Source organism: Paraburkholderia fungorum (assembly GCF_046027215.1).
GTDB lineage: Bacteria > Pseudomonadota > Gammaproteobacteria > Burkholderiales > Burkholderiaceae > Paraburkholderia > Paraburkholderia fungorum_D.
The window spans coordinates 4,516,395-4,529,390 of record NZ_JAQQEN010000001.1 but is presented as its reverse complement, the minus strand read 5'-3'; the positions used below and the strand labels follow the sequence as shown (position 1 = coordinate 4,529,390).

The window sequence follows — 12,996 nt, the reverse complement described above, 5'->3', positions numbered from 1 at the left end:
ACGAAGTCATGTCCGAGATAACCATTCACGAACTGGAAGCCGCGATCAACTTCTGGCGCGCCCGCTCACCTTCAAGCGGCGACGAACTCGTTCTGTGCAAGGAGGCAAGCGCGCTCTCCAAGCCGTATGCGCTGATGATTGTACAGCGTCAGCAGACGCTATCACCGGATCGTTTAGACGCGATCGCCAGGCTTGCGTGGGAAACTTACATGCACCTTAAGAATAGCCTGTAGAACTGAAGGTTTAGGTGCCGGATTGCCTGCAATGCCCTTTCATTAATGCCTGCTTGCCCCTTCGAGGCGCCTGAATGCGCCTGAACCCTTGTATTAAGCGGTAATACTGTCAATAAATCGTGCCAGCTTGATGTCCCGCTCGGTCAGGCCATTGGCGTCATGCGTGGACAGCGTGATTTCCACCTTGTTATAGACGTTGAACCATTCCGGGTGGTGATCCATTTCCTGCGCCTTGATTGCCACGCGCGTCATGAAGCCGAATGCTTCGTTGAAGTCGGCGAATTTGAACTGGCGCTGGATGGCGTCCCGGCCGGCCACGGCTTGCCAGCCATGCAGCTGCGCGACTTGTGTCGCGCGTTCTTCGGAAGTCAGTTTGTGAGTCATGGTGCTACCTCGTTGATCTGAACAGGCACGCCAAACGACGTGCGCATCCGCTATTTTTTCACGGATGCCGCATGCCCGCAGTCGGTTGGATCAGTTTATGGTCAGATATCGCCGTCGGCTTGCCAGCCTTCCTGCGAGCCACGTGTGATGACGCGATCGTGCTCGAGCACGTCGCCCGCAGCACATGCCGGCTCGCTGGCGAGGCGGGTCAGAAGCGGCGCGAGATCGGTTTGCGCGATGTTGAAAAACTGCGCGAAGTCGTCGATCACGAAGTAGGTTTTCTGAAACGTGTCGATGCGGTAGCGAGTACGCATGACGCGTTCGAGGTCAAAACCGATCCGGTTCGGCGCCGCGCTTTCCAGGCTGTAAAGCGTTTCGCCTTTGCTGGACACGATGCCTGCGCCATAGATCTTGACGCCGTTGGTGCTCGCCGCGTCGCGAATCAGGCCGAATTCGACCGTGTACCAGTAGAGCCGTGCGAGCAACGGCAGCGCGCCGGCGTCATTGGCGGCGAGCGCGGCGCAGCCGTACGCGTGCATGTAGTCGGCGAACATCGGGTTGATCAGCAGCGGCACGTGGCCGAACAGATCGTGAAAGCAGTCCGGCTCCTGCAGATAATCGAGCTGGTCGGGTCGGCGCATCCACCATGTGACGGGAAAACGCCGGTTCGCGAGATGCCCGAAAAACACCTGGTCGGGTACCAGCCCGGGCACCGCGACGATTTGCCAGCCGGTTGCGGGCGTGAGTTTTGCGTTGATTTCATCGAACGAAGGCACACGGTCGGCCGGCATGCCGATGCATTCGACCCCCGCCAGAAACTCGTCGCACACGCGGCCTTTCAGCAGCGCGGTCTGGCGTGCGTAAAGCTGCTGCCACACGGCGTGGTCAACCGCACCGTACTGCTCGGTGGGTTGGTCGATAGTGAAATCAGCGCGGGTTTCGAGGCCGGCGTCGAATTGCTCTTTGAGTTTGGCGGTGTTCGGTGTGGTCATGATGCTGCGCTCTGCAATGACTGCGAGTTGAGTCGATGATGCAAGTGTAGAGCGGCAGACATGCGGAAAGGGCGCAACGTTGGCGTTTTAACTTGGTGTTATGCAATAATCATGCATCACATGCGGAATTGATGCGGGAATTAATCATGCTCGAACTCGATCACTTCGATCTCGCGCTGCTGGACGTGCTGCAGCGCTTTGGCCGTGCAACTCACCAGCAATTGGCCGAACAGGTGCCGCTGTCACCGTCGCAGATTGGGCGACGCCTGCAGCGGCTGGAGCAGGTAGGCGTGGTGGATGGTTATCGCGTCGTGCTGCGCCCGGAAAAACTTGGCCTCGGCGTGACCGCATTTACGAGTTTGAAGTTGAAGCACCACGGCGATTCGATCATCGAGCAGTTCCAGCAACAGATCGAGGTGCTGCCCGAGGTGCTGGAGTGTCACGCGGTGGTCGGCGACGCCGACTACCTGCTGCGCATCGTCGCGCCAGATCTGAATTACCTGTCCACTTTCGTCATGAAGAAGCTGATGCGCGTGCCGGGTGTCGACAGCGTGCGCTCGAATATCGTGCTGACCACCTTCAAGCGCAATGGACCGTTGCCGCTGGGACATCTTTCGCCGGGAGCGGCCGCCGCGTGATGCGGCCGCTTCACCCGACTCGCGGCGGCGGGTTTTACGCGGCTTTCGGCTCGCTGTCCGCGTTGAGTAGATCCACATAGGCGACTGCCACCAGATCCGACTCCGGCACACCGAGGCTGGCGAACATCGCGTGGGCTTCGGCCTGACCACTTTCTTCGTCATCGTCTTGCGCCAGCACGACTTCGAGTTCGACGAAGTCGCCGAGACCATCGACCCGGTCCAGATGAATCCGCGTCCGCCCGGTCAGATAGACGTGACGTTCCTTCGTCACGATACCGCGCGTGGTCAAAGCGGTGGCGAGCAGTGCGTGCATGGCTTCGGGGTTGGTCACGGGGCTGCGCGTGTAATACGACGCCTTCGGGCCGTCGCGGTCGTCGCGCTGATAGAAGATCAGCTCGGCCGGCGTGCCATCGTCGAATTGACGCAGCTTCAGGCGGCCGCGCGGCACATCGTAGAAAAAGTCCTGCTGGCGGAAGATCAGCGGCGCGTCCGGTGCGAGTTGCGCGGCGCGTTCGCGCAGTTGCTCGAAATGCTGGGCGCGGGCTTTGATTTCAATGTTGCGTGCCATGTCAGGTTCCTGTGGAAGGATGGAGTGGTCGGCGGCTTCCGGTGATGCCGGGGCGAAGCTGCCGGGATGGACAAAGTCAAACGGAACAGAAAACGATGCGGGGCCGGCGCGTTAGCGCGGAACCGTCAATCTAACAAAAAGTGCGTGACGGTGTGGTTTCAATGGGGGCGCCGGTTCAGGCGCGGCCGCCCAGCCGGCTGTCATGAGAGCGGCTCATATCGCTCGCGCGCCGTCCTCAGGCGGCTTTCATGTCGCCCATTGCTGCTCGATCAGCTTTAACGCAACGGCAATCGTCGGTTCATCCTGGCGTTCGGCGCGCGTGATAAAGCTGAGCTGGGTTGGCACGGTCACGCCTTCCACGATGGTCAACGCGTGCGCATGGGCTTCGGCGATCGCGGTGGCGTCGCGCGCAAGGGTAAGACCGACGCCGGACTTGACCAGATCGAGCATCGACGGCTCCTGATCCACCTCTGCCACCTTGACCGGTTTTACGCCGGCCTCGGCGAAGCAGCGCGACAGCAATCGGTTGTGCGCGGACGCAGGCGGCGTCCAGATCCACGGCAGCGCGGCGAGTGAGCCCCAGTCGCGTGCGCCTTTCACGCGATCCTTCCAGCCCGCTGGCGCGAGCACGCGGTACTGGAAGTGGGTGAGTGTGACGACATGGAAGGCGGCGCCGTCACGCGTATCGTCTTCGCTCGGCTGGCCGATGTAGTAGCCGACATCCAGCTCGCCGGCGCGAACCTGCTCCAGCACCCAGCCCGACATGCCGTGGCGCAAGGCCGTTTCGATATGCGGCCAGGTTTCCACGAGCTGTTTGAGAAAGCCGCCGAGGCGCAGAAAAGCCGGATCGAGAATCGTGCCGATCCGCAAACGCCCGCGCACTTCATGGCGCAGCGAGGCGGCCGCGCGTTGCACGTCGTTTGCCGCAGCGAGCGCACGCTCGGCATGCGGCAACAATGCCTGGCCATCGCGCGTGAGCGAGAGCCCGTGCGAGGTGCGCGTGAACAAGGTCACGCCGAGCGTCTCCTGCAAGTGTTTGATTTGCAGGCTGACGGCGGGTTGGGTCAGGTGGAGTTGCACCGCAGCGCGTGTGAGGTTGCCTTCGCGCGCGACGGTGACGAATGCCCGGAGCAGAGTGAGATCCATATCCTGATATTAGCTCGGCTTATAGCGCAGTTGAGCATTACTCATTGGATTTGTCGGCCGGAAGCGCCGTAGGCTTGCATTTATCACGCCGTGTGGATTGGGCGGACGACTCCACAGAAAGAGGACACAAGATGAGCGAGACACTTCAGAACGAGACCCAGCGGAGCGCGACGAGTGCACGCGCGCTGACCCATTTCATCAATGGCAAAAAGGTTGACGGCAGGAGCGATCGCTTTGCCGACGTTTTCAATCCGGCGTTGGGCGACGTGAGCGCGCGCGTGCCGCTTGCGAGCGTCGCTGAAGTGGACGCCGCGGTGGCGGCCGCCAGCGCTGCCTTTCCCGCATGGAGCGAAACGGCACCGATCAAACGGGCGCGGGTGTTGTTCAAGTTCAAGGAATTGCTCGACCGTCACCACGACGAACTGGCCGAGTTGATCACGCGCGAGCACGGCAAGGTATTTTCGGACGCGAAGGGCGAGGTGATGCGCGGTATCGAGATTGTCGAGTTCGCGTGTGGCATTCCGAATCTGCTCAAGACAGACTTCACTGACCAGATCGGCGGCGGGATCGACAACTGGAATCTGCGCCAGCCGCTGGGTGTGGTCGCCGGTATCACGCCGTTCAATTTTCCGATGATGGTGCCGTGCTGGATGTTTCCGGTCGCGATCGCGTGCGGCAACACGTTTGTGCTGAAACCGTCGGAGCGTGATCCGTCGGCGTCGAATCGACTGGCTGAATTGCTAAAAGAGGCGGGGTTGCCGGACGGCGTCTTCAATGTCGTGCATGGCGACAAGGTTGCGGTTGACGCACTGCTTGCGCATCCGGATGTGAGCGCGTTGTCATTTGTCGGCTCGACGCCGATCGCTGAGTACATTTATACGGAAGGCACTAAACGCGGCAAGCGGGTGCAGGCGTTGGGCGGGGCGAAGAATCACCTCGTGGTGATGCCGGATGCGGATCTCGACCAGGCGGTCGATGCGCTGATTGGCGCCGCCTATGGTTCGGCTGGTGAGCGTTGCATGGCGATATCGGTCGCGGTCGCGGTGGGGCACATTGCTGACGAATTGATCGAGCGGCTGACACCACGCGTGAAGAGCCTGAAGATTCTGAACGGCATGGAATCGGAAGCCGAGATGGGGCCGTTGGTGACGGCTGCGCATCGGGACAAAGTGACCGGGTATATCGAAGCTGGGGTTGCTGCTGGCGCGAAGCTGGTGGTGGATGGACGTGGGCACCAGGTGTCCGGCCATGAGAAGGGGTTCTTTCTTGGCGGCACGCTGTTCGATGATGTCGCGACTGACATGAAGATTTATCGCGAAGAGATTTTTGGTCCTGTGCTGTGTGTTGTGCGGGTGCCCGATTTTGCTTCTGCTGTGGAGCTCATTAACGCAAATGAGTTCGCGAATGGGGTGTCGTTGTTTACCTCCGATGGGGGTGTTGCACGGGCTTTTTCACGGCAGATCCAGATCGGGATGGTGGGGATCAATGTGCCGATTCCTGTGCCGATGGCGTGGCATTCTTTTGGTGGATGGAAGAGGTCCCTGTTCGGGGACCATCATGCTTATGGTGAGGAAGGGGTGCGGTTTTATACGCGGTATAAGAGCATCATGCAAAGGTGGCCCGATAGTATCGGGAAGGGGGCTGAGTTCACTATGCCTGTAGCTAAGTAGTTTTTTTTTGCCTTTGGCGGCGGCATTTTTTGGTATGCCTACGGCGTTTGGTTGTTTCTCTTGTTTTTGGTTTATTAGCGTTCCCCCTGTGCGGGGGGGCACCTACTTTTCTTTGCCGCCGCAAAGAAAAGTAGGCAAAAGAAAGCGGCTCACACCGCCAACATTTAAGTGGGTCCCCTGGCTTGGAGGGGCCGGTGGTCCGATTAACGGATCACACTTCGGTCCATGAGGGTCTGTGACACAGCCATCATCCGCTCCCACTCCGCACTGCGTGCGTCGCGGACGGGTTCACCATGGAAACCGCGCGCTTCGTTTGTGCGTGAGCGGGGCCGTCGGCTTCGCCTCGGCGAGGCGCCGAAAGACACCGATGGTTTTGGAAGTGTCGGGTCCGGCACCGAAGCCGGCAGGTCAGCAAAGGTATGCCACTGCGAGTTGAGGCGCGGCGCCGACCAAGATCGGGAAAAGAAGGGAAGTGGTTTGCTGAAGTACCGCCTCGGCGCGCGCAGCGCCGCCGGAGGTATGACGGCGTGGTCACTCAGGTGGGAGGGTGCGCAGGCTCAATCTCTACGGAGCCACTACACCCTCCAAGCCAGGGGACCCGCTTAAAAGTTGGCGGTGTGAGCCGCTTTCTTTTGCCTACTTTTCTTTGCGGCGGCCCCTCCATGTCAGGCTAGTTGTCGCCTCACCCGAACCGATTAATGTAAAGATGGGGGGGCGGACAGCGAATGGAAGATGAAACGCTATTCAGCGGAAACCCGGGAGTGGGCAATCAAACAGATGATGCCGCCGTTCAATCGGGCGGTCATCGAGCTGGCTGGAGCGACGGGCATCACGACAGTGACGCTACGCACCTGGCGGCAAGGTGCAAGACAGGCTGGAGAATTCATGCCGGGCAATGGCAAAACGGGCAATCGATGGTCGAGCGCCGAGAAGTTCAGGGCGGTGCTGGAGACGGCGTCGCTCAACGAGATCGAGATCTCCCAGTACTGCCGCAGCAAGGGTATTTATCCTGAGCAGATCCGCCAGTGGCGCGAGGCGTGCGAGCAGGCCAACGGGGTGCCTGAAACGAAACCCACGGCTGCGCAGCGCAATGAGGCAAAGGCTGCGCAAAAGCGGATCCGCGAACTGGAGCGTCAGCTCAGGCGCGCTGATGCGGCCCGTGCGGAGGCGGCAGCGTTGCTGGACCTGCGAAAAAAAGCCGAAGCGATCTGGGGCAAGGAAGAGGACGACTGATCAGCAGCCCGGATCGCGAAGAAGCCATGCAGTTGATCGATGAAGCGGTACGGCAGGGGGCAGGACGGGCGCGTGCATGCGAGCAGTTGGGGCTCAGCGTGCGCAGCGTCCAGCGCTGGCGCCTGGCACCGGAGGACGGGCGCATCCAGGCGAAGCGTGAAGCGCCGCCTAACAAATTGAGTGAGGCGGAGCGTCAGGCCGTGCTTGAAGCGGCCAACCGCCCGGTGTACGCGAGCCTGACGCCGCACCAGATCGTGCCCAAACTGGTCGACGAAGGGGTTTATCTGGCCTCGGAGTCGACCTTCTACCGGATCCTGAAAGCGGCGGGACAGGGGCAGCGTCGGGGCCGTGCGAAGGCCCCGCAACCACGCACGCTCACGACGCATCGTGCCGATGGACCAAACCAGGTATGGTGCTGGGACATTACGTGGATGCCGAGCACGGTCAGGGGCCGGTACTTTTACTGGTACATGATGAAGGACATCTACAGCCGCAAGCTGGTGATGAACGAGGTGTGGGAACAGGAGTCGGCCGAACATGCGGGCGAGTTGCTGAACAGGGGATGTCTGCGTGAAGGAATCGCCGGGCGTCCGCTGGTGCTGCACTCGGACAATGGCAGTGCAATGAAAGGCGCCACGATGCGCGCGGCCATGATCGACCTGGGGGTAGAGGCTTCGTTCAGCCGGCCGAGGGTGAGTAACGACAACGCCTTTGCCGAGTCGCTGTTCCGTACGGCGAAGTACTGTCCGTTGTGGCCCGAGCAGCCGTTCGACACGCTTGAGGCGGCCCGCGTATGGGTGCAGCGCTTCGTGCAGTGGTACAACGAGGAGCACTGCCATAGCGGCCTGAAATATGTCACTCCGGGGCAACGGCACCGCGGCGAAGCCCACGACCTGCTGGCGCGCCGGCGAGCGCTGTACGAGCGCGCACGCATGCAAAACCCTGCACGCTGGTCAGGTGCCATCCGCGACTGGCACCTGCCAGATTCGGTGTATCTGAACCCGGAGCGAAGCTCGGCCTCGGCCGAAATGTACAAGCAAGCAGCGTAACGGTTCACGCGACAACTACCTTGACACACGCCGCGGCAAAGAAAAGTAGGTGCCCCCCCGCACAGGGGGAACGCTAATAGACCAATAAGAAATGAAACAACCAACAAAAAACGAATACCAAACGCCGTAGGCAAACCAGAGACCACAAAAAACCAACCCCCGCCGAGCAGGCCAAAACCTTAGGAGACGAAACCGATGACCACACAAAAAACCACCCGTCGCCTGGAAGGCGAATTCGACTACATCATAGTGGGCGCCGGCACGGCAGGTTGCGTGCTAGCCAACCGCCTGACAGAAGACCCCGCCATACAAGTCCTCCTATTGGAAGCAGGCGGCAAAGACGACTACCACTGGATCCACGTACCGGTAGGCTACCTTTATTGCATTGGCAACCCACGCACAGACTGGCTCTACAAAACCCAATCGGAACCCGGCCTGAACGGCCGCTCCCTCTCATACCCACGTGGCCGCGTACTCGGCGGAAGTTCATCGATCAACGGCATGATCTACATGCGCGGCCAGCGTGAAGACTACGATGAATGGGCTCGCGTCACCAACGACCCATCCTGGTCATGGAATTCAGTCCTCCCAATCTTTAAACGAAGCGAAGACCACCACGCAGGCGCGTCTGAATCACACGGATCAGGCGGCGCATGGCGCGTCGAAAAGCAACGCCTCAAATGGAAAATCCTCGAAGAGTTTTCAAAGGCCGCGCAACAAACCGGTATCCCCGCCACCGATGACTTCAACCGCGGTGACAACACCGGTGTCGGCTACTTCGACGTCAATCAGAAACGCGGCATCCGCTGGAATGCGTCGAAGGCATTTCTACGTCCCGCACTCAAGCGTCCAAACCTCACGGTCATCACCGGCGCGCTCACGCAACGTGTCGTGTTCGAAGGACGCCGCTGCACCGGCGTCGAATACCGCGGTAATAACACCGACTATCTCGCCAAAGCCCGCTGCGAAGTGATCCTCTGTTCAGGCGCAGTCAATTCGCCGCAATTGCTGGAACTGTCCGGCATCGGCAACGGTGCACGTCTGCAAACTCTCGGTATCGACGTCGTGAAGGACTTGCGCGGCGTCGGCGAAAATCTGCAGGATCATCTGCAATTGCGCATGGCCTACAAGGTCAACGGCGTGCGCACCCTCAATACCGCCTCCGCGCATTGGTGGGGCAAACTGATGATCGGCATGCAATACGCGTTCTTTCAAAGCGGACCCATGTCGATGTCGCCGTCGCAACTCGGTGCGTTCGCCAAATCCGATCCGGATGATCGCTCGCTCACACGTCCCGACCTCGAGTATCACGTGCAGCCGCTTTCGCTCGACCGATTCGGCGAGCCGTTGCACCGGTTCAATGCATTCACGGCGTCGGTCTGCCAGTTAAGGCCGACGTCGCGCGGCAGCGTTCATATCGGATCGGCCGATTCTTCAGCGCCGCCGTTGATCGCACCGAACTATCTGTCCACCGACTACGACCGGCACGTCGCCGCCAATGCGCTGCGCCTCACGCGCCGCATCGCTGCCGCGCCCGCCCTGGCGCGTTATCAGCCGCAGGAGATTCTGCCGGGTGTTCAGTATCAGACTGAAGCCGAACTTCAGCAGGCCGCGGGCGCGGTCGGGACGACCATCTTTCATCCGGTCGGCACCTGCCGCATGGGCACGACCGATGATCCGGGCGCCGTGGTCGACAACCGGCTACGAGTAATCGGTATTGACGGCTTGCGCGTGGTCGATGCATCGGTCATGCCCAATATCACCTCCGGCAACACCAATTCACCGACACTCATGCTCGCCGAGCGCGCCAGCGACATGATCCGCGAAGATCGCCGTGCCCGCGTAGACGGCAGCGTGGCGGCGCAGACAGGCACGACGCGTTCCATGTCTGCGGTGTGACAGTTCCGTGTGTATGCTCTGTCTGATGCCCGCGCGCGCATCGGACAGACGTCGTACGGGCATTCAATCGGCATCCAATGCACATCCAACGGGTGTAAGGCACTCGTCGTCCACTAAGTGCAAATCCCAATGAATGCGCTGCATCATTGGCGCGACAATGGCAGCCATGCTGCGTGTTGCCCCATGGACTACCGTCCGGATTGGTGCAGCACGCCAACGAGCGGCACGGGGGTGCCGCCGTCATCAAACGTCGCGCAGCCGTTCGCGCGGAAGATCGTAGTGCTTCGCCTTACTCCGTATGGAAGGGAACATGATTCTCGGCGATACGATTCTCGAAACGCGCGGCCTCACCCGCGAGTTCAAAGGCTTCATCGCCGTGAACGGGGTGAATCTGCGCGTGCGCCGTGGTTCGATCCATGCGCTGATTGGCCCGAATGGGGCAGGCAAGACCACCTGCTTCAATCTGCTCACCAAATTCCTCGAGCCGACTGCGGGGCAGATCGTCTTCAATGGCGTCGACATCACCAATGAACGCCCGGCGCAAATCGCGCGGCGCGGCATCATCCGCTCGTTTCAGATTTCCGCTGTATTTCCGCATCTGACAGCATTGCAGAACGTGCGCATCGGTCTGCAACGCACGCTAGGCACAGCATTTCATTTCTGGAAGAGCGAGCGCACGCTGCGCCAGCTCGACGATCGCGCGATGGATTTGCTGACACAGGTCGGATTGACCGATTTTGCCGACGTGCTGACGGTCGAGCTTTCCTATGGCCGCAAGCGCGCGCTGGAAATCGCTACCACACTAGCGATGGAACCGGAGTTGATGCTCCTCGACGAACCGACGCAAGGTATGGGCCACGAAGACGTCGATCGCGTCACGGCGTTGATCAAAAAAGTATCGAGTGGTCGCACGATCCTGATGGTCGAGCACAACATGAACGTGATTGCCGGCATCTCCGACACGATCACCGTGCTGCAACGGGGCGAAGTGCTCGCCGAAGGCAGCTACGCCGAAGTCTCGAAGAATCCGCTGGTGATGCAAGCCTATATGGGTAGCGCCGATGCGGCGCTTGCCGGAGCCCACGCATGAACACGATTGCCGAGCGCGAAAGCCTCGAAGTGAGCGGTACGGATGGCGCCGCTCCCGCGCTGGACATCAAGGGTCTGCAGGCATGGTACGGGGAATCCCATATTCTGCACGGCGTCGATCTGACCGTGAACCGTGGGGAAGTCGTCACGCTGCTGGGCCGCAACGGCGCGGGCCGCACCACGACGCTGCGCGCCATCATGGGGCTCACGGGCCGGCGCACGGGTTCGATTCGCATTGGCGGCCGCGAAACCATCAATCTGCCCACACATCGCATCGCGCATTGCGGCATCGGCTACTGCCCGGAAGAGCGGGGGATTTTTTCGAGCCTTTCCTGCGAGGAAAATCTGCTGCTGCCGCCGCCTGTCGGCGATAAGGCGCACATGATGTCGCTCGAAGAAATCTATTCGATGTTCCCGAACCTGCACGAGCGCCGCATGAGCCAGGGGACGCGCCTGTCGGGCGGTGAGCAGCAGATGCTGGCCGTGGCGCGCATCTTGCGCACCGGCGCAAGCCTGCTGCTGCTCGACGAAATCTCGGAAGGCCTCGCGCCGGTGATCGTGCAGGCGCTCGCGCGCATGATCATTACGCTCAAGGAGCGCGGCTATACGGTTGTGATGGTCGAACAGAATTTCCGCTTTGCGGCGCCACTTGCCGATCGCTTCTATGTGATGGAGCACGGCGGCATCGTCGAACACTTCGGGGCCAGTGAACTCGAAAGCAAGATGCCCGTACTGCACGATCTACTGGGTGTATAAAAACACCCGATTGCCTCTGATAACCACAAGCGAAGAAACCAGGAGACAGGAATGAAGAAGAACCCACTCGCGCGGCTTGCCACACTTTGTTTCGCGGTTGCCGCCGGTGCCGCCATGACCGTGAGCAGCGCGCAAGCTGCGGATGATGCCGTGAAGATCGGCTTCATCACGGACTTGTCGGGTCTGTACGCGGATATCGACGGCCAGGGCGGCCTCGAAGCGATTCGCATGGCGGTCGCCGACTTCGGCGGCAAGGTGAACGGTAAGCCAATCACCGTGGTGTATGCGGATCACCAGAACAAGGCGGATATCGCCGCGTCGCGCGCGCGTGAATGGTTCGATCGCGACGGCGTGGATATGCTGATCGGCGGTACGAACTCGGCGACCGGTCTGTCGATGAATACGGTGGCGGGCGAAAAGCACAAGGTCTACATGAATATCGGCGCCGGCGCCGACACGCTGACCAACGAGCAATGCACGCCGTACACGATCCACTACGCGTACGACACCACGGCGCTCGCCAACGGCACGGGTTCGGCGGTGACGAAACAGGGCGGCAAGACCTGGTACTTCCTGACGGCAGACTATGCGTTCGGCAAGGCGCTTGAAAAAGCCACCTCGGACGTGGTGAAGGCGAACGGTGGCCAGGTGCTCGGCGCGGTGCGCGCGCCGCTGTCGGCGTCGGACTTCTCTTCGTTCCTGCTGCAGGCACAATCGTCGAAGGCGCAGATTCTTGGTCTCGCCAACGCGGGTGGCGACACGGTCAACTCGATCAAGGCCGCGAAGGAATTCGGCATCACCAAGACGATGAAGCTCGCCGCGTTGCTGATGTTTATCGACGACGTGCACAGCCTGGGGCTTGAAACCACACAAGGCCTGGTACTGACCGACAGCTGGTACTGGAACAAGGACGCCAACACGCGTAAGTGGGCACAGCGCTACTTCGACAAGATGAAGAAGATGCCGTCGAGCCTGCAGGCGGCCGACTATTCGGCCACCATGACCTATCTGAACGCGGTGAAAGCAGTCGGCTCGACCGACTCGGACAAGGTGATGGCGCAACTCAGGAAGGCGAAGATCGACGACTTCTACGCGAAGGGTTACATCCGCCAGGACGGCAGCATGATCCACGACATGTACCTGATGCAGGTGAAGACGCCGGCTGAATCCAAGGAGCCGTGGGACTACTACAAGATCATGGCGACGATTCCAGGCGAGCAGGCATTCACGACGAAGGCGCAAACGCGCTGCGCGTTGTGGAAATAAAAGCGGGCTGATAACCAGAAGACCGTCTGTCTGCGGCTCCTGGCGGACGTTGTATCGTGCCGCGATGGTACAC

General features: G+C 60.6%; 12 protein-coding genes. 8 read left to right on the top strand and 4 right to left on the bottom strand.

Translation table 11 applies throughout. The features are described 5' to 3' along the window. Positions 1–8 precede the first annotated feature (8 nt). Positions 9–233, top strand: a complete 225-nt coding sequence (locus PQR27_RS20390; protein ID WP_408525305.1) for a DUF3717 domain-containing protein — start codon at positions 9–11, stop codon at positions 231–233. A 93-nt stretch (positions 234–326) separates the two neighbouring features. Here PQR27_RS20390 and PQR27_RS20385 read toward each other — a convergent pair whose 3' ends face one another. Beyond that, positions 327–671: a 4a-hydroxytetrahydrobiopterin dehydratase gene (locus PQR27_RS20385; protein WP_408525525.1), complete on the bottom strand. Its 345-nt coding sequence runs from the start codon at positions 669–671 to the stop codon at positions 327–329. Positions 672–718: 47 nt separating this feature from the next. Continuing rightward, complete coding sequence (phhA, locus tag PQR27_RS20380; RefSeq protein WP_408525304.1) at positions 719–1,609, bottom strand: phenylalanine 4-monooxygenase; 891 nt, start codon at positions 1,607–1,609, stop codon at positions 719–721. A gap of 146 nt (positions 1,610–1,755) precedes the next feature. On the opposite strand from phhA, the gene PQR27_RS20375 reads away from it, so the two are divergent. Then, positions 1,756–2,247, top strand: a complete 492-nt coding sequence (locus PQR27_RS20375; protein WP_054042727.1) for an Lrp/AsnC family transcriptional regulator — start codon at positions 1,756–1,758, stop codon at positions 2,245–2,247. A gap of 34 nt (positions 2,248–2,281) precedes the next feature. Here the strand turns inward: PQR27_RS20375 and PQR27_RS20370 are convergent, their stop codons facing one another. Together PQR27_RS20370 and PQR27_RS20365 are read right to left on the bottom strand one after the other, a co-directional pair. Next, positions 2,282–2,815, bottom strand: a complete 534-nt coding sequence (locus PQR27_RS20370) for a class IV adenylate cyclase (protein ID WP_408525303.1) — start codon at positions 2,813–2,815, stop codon at positions 2,282–2,284. Positions 2,816–3,061: 246 nt separating this feature from the next. Continuing rightward, the gene (locus PQR27_RS20365) at positions 3,062–3,961 is read right to left on the bottom strand and encodes a LysR family transcriptional regulator (protein WP_408525302.1); all 900 of its coding nucleotides are present in this window, start codon (positions 3,959–3,961) and stop codon (positions 3,062–3,064) included. 131 nt (positions 3,962–4,092) lie between these two features. Here PQR27_RS20365 and PQR27_RS20360 point away from each other — a divergent pair, with 131 nt between their 5' ends. The 6 genes from PQR27_RS20360 to PQR27_RS20335 all read left to right on the top strand — a co-directional run bounded on the left by PQR27_RS20360 (position 4,093) and on the right by PQR27_RS20335 (position 12,923). Further along, positions 4,093–5,631 carry a CoA-acylating methylmalonate-semialdehyde dehydrogenase gene (locus tag PQR27_RS20360; protein ID WP_408525301.1) on the top strand — a complete coding sequence of 513 codons (1,539 nt, stop codon included), beginning with the start codon at positions 4,093–4,095 and terminating at the stop codon, positions 5,629–5,631. 732 nt (positions 5,632–6,363) lie between these two features. Continuing rightward, a protein-coding gene (locus tag PQR27_RS20355; RefSeq protein WP_408522367.1) for an IS3 family transposase occupies positions 6,364–7,913 on the top strand; the annotation gives its coding sequence in 2 pieces (ribosomal slippage) (positions 6,364–6,838 and positions 6,838–7,913; 1,551 coding nt in all). A gap of 195 nt (positions 7,914–8,108) precedes the next feature. Further along, positions 8,109–9,812 (top strand): GMC family oxidoreductase, encoded by a 1,704-nt coding sequence (locus tag PQR27_RS20350; protein ID WP_408525300.1) that lies wholly within the window; start codon positions 8,109–8,111, stop codon positions 9,810–9,812. 310 nt (positions 9,813–10,122) lie between these two features. Beyond that, complete coding sequence (locus PQR27_RS20345) at positions 10,123–10,902, top strand: ABC transporter ATP-binding protein (RefSeq protein WP_408525299.1); 780 nt, start codon at positions 10,123–10,125, stop codon at positions 10,900–10,902. Continuing rightward, entirely contained in the window at positions 10,899–11,657 is a 759-nt protein-coding gene (locus PQR27_RS20340; protein WP_408525298.1) for an ABC transporter ATP-binding protein, read from the top strand. The genes PQR27_RS20345 and PQR27_RS20340 overlap by 4 nt, the downstream gene beginning before the upstream one ends. Positions 11,658–11,708: 51 nt before the next feature. Then, positions 11,709–12,923, top strand: coding sequence for an ABC transporter substrate-binding protein (locus PQR27_RS20335; protein ID WP_408525297.1), 1,215 nt, complete (start codon positions 11,709–11,711; stop codon positions 12,921–12,923). The last annotated feature ends 73 nt before the right edge of the window (positions 12,924–12,996 follow it).